At 67.7% G+C, this 6,025-nt stretch carries 7 protein-coding genes; 6 read left to right on the forward strand and 1 reads right to left on the reverse strand.

All coding sequences use genetic code 11. The annotated features are described in order from the left end of the window. From argH to AC3XYG_RS04060, 5 genes are all read left to right on the forward strand, one after another. On the forward strand, positions 1 to 1,013 hold a 1,013-nt coding region (argH, locus tag AC3XYG_RS04040), incomplete at its 5' end, for an argininosuccinate lyase (protein ID WP_489138525.1). Positions 1,014 to 1,029: 16 nt separating this feature from the next. Then, complete coding sequence (locus tag AC3XYG_RS04045; protein WP_489138526.1) at positions 1,030 to 1,917, forward strand: amino acid ABC transporter permease; 888 nt, start codon at positions 1,030 to 1,032, stop codon at positions 1,915 to 1,917. Positions 1,918 to 1,920: 3 nt separating this feature from the next. Further along, complete coding sequence (locus tag AC3XYG_RS04050) at positions 1,921 to 2,682, forward strand: amino acid ABC transporter ATP-binding protein (protein WP_489138527.1); 762 nt, start codon at positions 1,921 to 1,923, stop codon at positions 2,680 to 2,682. A gap of 32 nt (positions 2,683 to 2,714) precedes the next feature. Continuing rightward, complete coding sequence (locus tag AC3XYG_RS04055; protein ID WP_489138528.1) at positions 2,715 to 3,548, forward strand: ABC transporter substrate-binding protein; 834 nt, start codon at positions 2,715 to 2,717, stop codon at positions 3,546 to 3,548. Between the two features lie 212 nt (positions 3,549 to 3,760). Then, positions 3,761 to 4,114: a hypothetical protein gene (locus AC3XYG_RS04060; RefSeq protein ID WP_489138529.1), complete on the forward strand. Its 354-nt coding sequence runs from the start codon at positions 3,761 to 3,763 to the stop codon at positions 4,112 to 4,114. A 133-nt stretch (positions 4,115 to 4,247) separates the two neighbouring features. Here the strand turns inward: AC3XYG_RS04060 and AC3XYG_RS04065 are convergent, their stop codons facing one another. Next, positions 4,248 to 5,408, reverse strand: a complete 1,161-nt coding sequence (locus tag AC3XYG_RS04065; protein WP_489138530.1) for a patatin-like phospholipase family protein — start codon at positions 5,406 to 5,408, stop codon at positions 4,248 to 4,250. Positions 5,409 to 5,612: 204 nt separating this feature from the next. Here AC3XYG_RS04065 and AC3XYG_RS04070 point away from each other — a divergent pair. After that, the coding region (locus tag AC3XYG_RS04070; protein WP_489138531.1) for an acetoacetate decarboxylase at positions 5,613 to 6,025 on the forward strand (413 nt) is incomplete at its 3' end.

Here is a 6,025-nt window from a genome sequence, read left to right on the forward strand (position 1 = left end):
TACAGACGGCCCTCGCGGGCCAAGCCGAGAGGCATGTCCACACCTTGGCGCCGGGCTTCACGCACCTCCAGCCGGCGCAGCCCGTCAGCTTCGCCCATCAGCTGCTTGCCCATTCCCAGGGCTTCGCTCGCGATATCGAGCGTCTGCGCGACTGGGACAGGCGCTCGTCACGCTCTCCGCTTGGAGCGGCAGCACTTGCGGGTTCTGCGATCGCGATGCAGCCGGAACTATCCGCACGCGAACTCGGTTACGACGGCCCTTGCGAGAACTCGATCGACGCGGTCGGCAGCCGCGACCATGTGGCCGAGTTCCTGTTCGTCGCCGCGATGCTGTCGGTGCATCTGTCGCGGCTGGCGGAGGAGGTGTTCCTGTGGTCGTCGCGCCAGTTCCGCTGGGTCGAGCTGGACGATGCCTACGCCACCGGCTCCTCGATCATGCCGCAGAAGAAGAATGCCGACATCGCCGAGCTGACGCGCGGCCGCGCCGCCCGGCTGATCGGCGGGCTGACGGCGATGCTGACGGCGCTGAAGGGCCTGCCCTTCGCCTACAACCGCGACCTCGCCGAGGACAAGCGCGCGGCGTTCGAGGCGGTCGACACGCTCGACGGCGTGCTGCCGGCGATGGCCGGGATGCTACGGACCATGCACGTGAATGTCGAGACGCTGCAGCGCCAGTCGGTCGAGGGCTTCACCCTGGCGACCGAGGTGGCGGACTGGCTGTCGCGGCGCGGCGTGCCGTTCTCCGAGGCACATGAGATCACCGGCGCCCTGGTCCGCCGCTGCGAGGATCGCGGTATCGGCCTGGAAGAGCTGGAGGATGCCGATCTGGCCGCGGTCGACCCGCGGCTGGCGCCGGAGATCCGGTCCTGCCTGACACCGCAGGCGGCGGTGGCCGCGCGCAGCGGCCATGGCGGCACGGCGCCGGACCGGGTGCGCGAACAGCTCGCCCGGCTGCGCGAGCTGTTGATGGAGCAGGACGACTGGGCCCAGCGCTATGATGGTCCACACGTCTAGGGCAGGGGGAACAGGGATGACCGACACCACGGGCGCTTCGCCCTATTCCATCGCCCATCTGCGCCATGTGCCGCGCCGGCACTATGGCCGCTGGGTCGCGGCAGCGCTGATCCTGGTGGCGCTGGCCGCGGTGGTGCGGGCCTTCGCCGTCGGCCAGATCGCCTGGCCGGTGGTGGGGCAGTTCTTCACCGCGCCGGCGATCCTGTCCGGCCTGGCCAACACCATCCTGATGACGGTCTGCGCCATGGCGCTGGGCGTCCTGCTCGGCGTGGTCTTCGCCATCATGGTGATGTCGCCCAACCCGGTGCTGAAGACCGTGGCGGTCGGCTACATCTGGTTCTTCCGCGGCACGCCGCTGCTGCTCCAATTGCTCCTGTGGTTCAACCTGGCGCTGGTGTTCCCGACCATCGGCATCCCCGGCCTGTTCGAGGCGCGGACGGTCGAGCTGATCACGCCCTTCGTCGCGACCCTGCTGGGCCTGGGCATCAACCAGGGCGCCTACACCGCCGAGGTGGTGCGCGGCGGCATCCTGTCGGTCGACCTGGGCCAGACCGAGGCGGCCAAGGTGATCGGCATGACCCGTCTGGTGGCGCTGCGCCGCATCGTGCTGCCGCAGGCGATGCGGGTGATCATCCCGCCGATCGGCAACGAGGTGATCAGCATGGTCAAGCTGACCTCGGTCGCCAGCGTCATCCAGTATGCCGAGATGCTGCGCAACGCCCAGACCATCTACTACGCCAATGCCCGGGTGATCGAGCTGCTGATCGTGTCGGCGATCTGGTACCTGGCGGTGGTGACCGTGCTCAGCATCGGCCAGCATTTCCTGGAGAAGCATTTCGCCCGCGGCCGTGACGGCGGCCAGCGCAAGCGTGCCGTTGTCGTCGACCAGCCGAAGGAGGCCTGAGCCATGCCGATGGTGGTCGCCGCCGAGATCCACAAGCATTTCGGCTCGCTGCACGCCCTGAAGGGCGTGTCGCTCGAGGTCGAGCCGGGGGAGGTGCTGTGCATCATCGGCCCGTCCGGCTCGGGCAAGAGCACGCTGCTGCGCTGCATCAACCAGCTCGAAAGCGTCGATGACGGCGCGGTCTGGGTCGATGGCGAGCTGGCCGGGTTCCGCCGCGAGGGCGATCGCCTCTATGCCCTGACCGATCGCGAGGTGGCGCGCCAGCGCCTGGCCAGCGGCATGGTGTTCCAGCGCTTCAACCTGTTCGCGCATATGACGGTGCTGGCCAACATCATCGAAGGCCCGGTCACGGTGCAGAGGCGGCCGAAGGCCCAGGTGGTGGCCGAGGCGACGGCGCTGCTGCAGCGGGTCGGCCTGGCCGACAAGCGCGACGCCTATCCGGCCGAACTCTCCGGCGGCCAGCAGCAGCGCATCGCCATCGCCCGCGCCCTGGCGATGAAGCCGAAGCTGATGCTGTTCGACGAGCCGACCTCGGCGCTGGACCCGGAGCTGGTGGGCGAGGTGCTGGCGGTGATGCGCGACCTGGCCGCCAGCGGCATGACCATGATCGTGGTGACGCATGAGCTCGGCTTCGCCCGCGAGGTCGCCGGCCGGGTCGTGTTCATGGACCGCGGCCGCATCGTCGAGATGGGGCCGCCGCAGCAAGTGCTGGGCAGCCCGCGCGAGGCCCGCACCCGCGACTTCATCGCCGCCGTCCTGTCGTGACCGGCGGAACCATAACAACAGGAGAGGCTTCCATGACCCGTTTCGCCCTGCTCGCCGCCACGGCCGCCATCGCCGCGCTGGCCGTCACCTCCGCTTCGGCCCAGGCCTTGCCCGACCGGATCAAGCAGGCCGGCAAGATCATCATCGGCACCAACAACAACTACCCGCCGATCATCTACAAGGACCCGGCGACCAATGAGCTGATGGGCGTCGACATCGACCTGGGCAAGGCGATCGCCAAGCAGCTGGGCGTCGAGGCCGAGTTCCAGGAGATCGCCTTCGCCCAGATGCTGCCGTCGCTGCAGACCGGCCGCATCGACATGGTGATGGCGGGGATGAGCGACACGCCGCCCCGGCGTGACACCGCCGATTTCGTCGACTACATGAAGTCGGGGGCGCAGTTCTACACCGTCACCGCGCTGGCCGGTGACATCAAGACGACGGACGATCTGTGCGGCAAGACCGTCGGCGCCAGCCGGTCGACCAATTGGCCGCAGCAGATCGGCGAGTGGAGCGACGCCAACTGCGTCGCCAAGGGCAAGCCGGCGATCAATGTGGTCGGCACCGAAGGCTCGGCCGACGCCCGTACCCAGCTGAAGACCCAGCGCATCCAGGCCGCGGCCCAGGGCAATGAGACGCTGCCCTATTCCCAGAAGCTGGAGCCGGACACCTATGTCGCGATCGGCCAGCCCTTCACCGAATCCCTGGTCGGCATCCCGGTGCTGAAGTCCGAACCGCAGCTGCGCGACGCGGTGAAGGCGGCGCTGGAAAAGCTGCAGGCCGACGGCACCTACGACCGGATCCTGGCCAAGTACGGGCTGAGCGCGAACACCCTGCCGGCTGCGCTGAACCAGGGTAAGAACTGAGGGGCGGGGCTCGCCATAACGGTTTCGTAGGTTGGGTTCGCTCTTGCGAACCCAACATGGGTCCTACGGCATGAGGTTGGGTTCGCAAGGGCGAACCCAACCTACGCCTGAACCGGGACAATGGGGCCTGGGGCCGTCTTGCCCACGGGAAGGGCGGCCCTCATCATGGCGCGAGGCGGAGTGAAGGCTCCGCCCGCTTCGGGGCAACCGCCATGGCCAAGACTCTCTATTGCTGGCGCTGCAGGGCCGATGTTCCCGTGCTGGACGAGCATGAGTGGGAGCAGGTCTATCCGGACCTGATCGACCCCATCCGGCGGATCAAGGAGTACCGGGCTCTTCACGGTGCGAGTCTGGTCGAGGCCAAGCAGCACATCTCCGGCACGGGCGCGCTCGATCGTTACTTCGCGCTGACCGGCCACCGCGAGACCGACGCCGACGCGCTCTGGCATCACCGGCTGTCGCTATTCGGACCGCCGTGCAATGCCTGCGGCAAGCCGCTGCGGACGCCGCGGGCGAAGCTCTGCGCCGAATGCGGCGCGCCGGCGGCGGCGGGTCAAGGGCGGTGAGGCAGCCCAGCCTCTATCGCGAGCCCCGTAATTTGTAGGTTGGGTTCGCTCTTGCGAACCCAACAATGGCGCAACGGCAGGATGTTGGGTTCGCAAGGGCGAACCCAACCTACGTCTTTAGCCGGCCTGCCCCTCAGTCTTCGAGCCGGTGCACGTCGTGGATCACGATCCCGGCACCTTCGGCCGGCATTTCCATCCACTGCTTCCGCTTCAGCGTGCGCTTGGTGTCCTCGTAGCCGCTCTGCCAGTGCTCGCGCATCGAGGTGCCGGAGAATTCGTGGTCCTTGGCGTGGCCCTCATAGGCCTTCTGCTGATAGATCAGGTGCAGGATGGTGATCTCGGGCAAATGCGCCAGCTGGTCCCGCATCTGGCGCTCGCTGTCGGACAGGGCCTCGTCTGGCACCTTGGCCAGCGACTGGGCCAGCCGCGTCTTCCAGATGTGCAGCCGCTTGTACAGGTCGGTGGTGTAGCGGGTGCGCGACGAATACATGATGTCCTTGTGGCGGGCCATCACGTCATGCATGTCGCGCGGCAGCCCGCCGCGGGCGCTGAACAGGTCGACCTGGAACACCAGCGTGTTCAGCCGGCTCTCCTCGTCCAGCAGGTGCTGCAGCGGCGTGTTCGAGACGATGCCGCCATCCCAGTAGTGATCGGTGCCGATCTTGACCATCGGCAGGGCCGGGGGCAGGGCGCCGCTGGCCATGACATGCTCCGGCGCGATCTCCTCCTCGGCGCTGTCGAAATAGATGAAGTTGCCGGTCAGCACATTGACCGCACCGACCGCGAAGCGCACCGGGCCGTTGTTGACCCGGTCGAAATCGACCAGTTCCAGCAAGGTCTCGCGCAGCGCCGCGGTGTCGTAATAGCTGGTCGCGCTCTTCGCCCCGGCGTGGCTCAGCCACGGGCTGGTACCGTGCGGCGAGAAGAAGCCGGGCTGGCCCTGCAGCATTGTCATCCACGAGCTGGTGGCGTTGCGCATCTGGCGGAAGATGTCGCCATCCGGCGTGTAGGCCCAGATCCGGCGGTCGGTGATCCGCTCCCAGAAGGTCCGCAGCCGGTCCAGCCGCCGCTCCGGCGGGTTGCCGGCGATGATGGCGGCGTTGATCGCGCCGATCGACACGCCCGACACCCAGTCCGGCTCGATCCCGGCCTCATGCAGCGCCTGGTACACGCCGGCCTGGTAGGCACCGAGCGCGCCGCCGCCCTGCAGCACCAGGGCGACGCGGTCGCAGCGGTCCGGCCGCCAGCCGCGGGACGTGGTGTCGTGCAGTGGGTCGGGGGTCTTCGCATCCATGGCCGGCCGGTCTCCTTGAGGGAGCGGCACGATAGGCCGGCATGGATGACGGGCTGATGACGCGGCCGCCGTCGAACGGCCGAAACCGGGCCGGCGGCGCGGATGTCACGGATTTGTCGAAAGACCGTAGCAGGAGTTTCGGCGGTCGCTGGCTATGAACGGCGCGGGGCCGCGTCGCGGCCGTTCGGCGAAAAGGATGAGATCATGCGCAGGGAAGATGTCCTCCGGCTCCCATCGATGCCGGCCGCCGGGCCCAGCTATCCGGCCGGGCCGTACCGGTTCGTCGACCGGGAATACATGATCATCACCTACGAGACCGACCCGGATTTGATCCGCGACCAGCTGCCGGAACCGCTGGAGCCGCTGGAACGGCCGATCGTGCATTACGAATGGATCCAGATGCCGGACAGCTCCGGCTTCGGCAGCTACACCGAATCCGGCATGGTCATTCCCTGCAGCTTCCGGGGTGAGGAGATGAGCTTCGTCGCCCAGATGTATCTGGATGACGACCCGCCGATCGCCGCCGGCCGCGAGATCTGGGGCTTTCCCAAGAAATACGCCCATCCGAAGCTGGCGATCGTCAAGGACACACTGACCGGCACCTTGTCCTATGCCGA

It is taken from the genome of Inquilinus sp., from assembly GCF_057815775.1.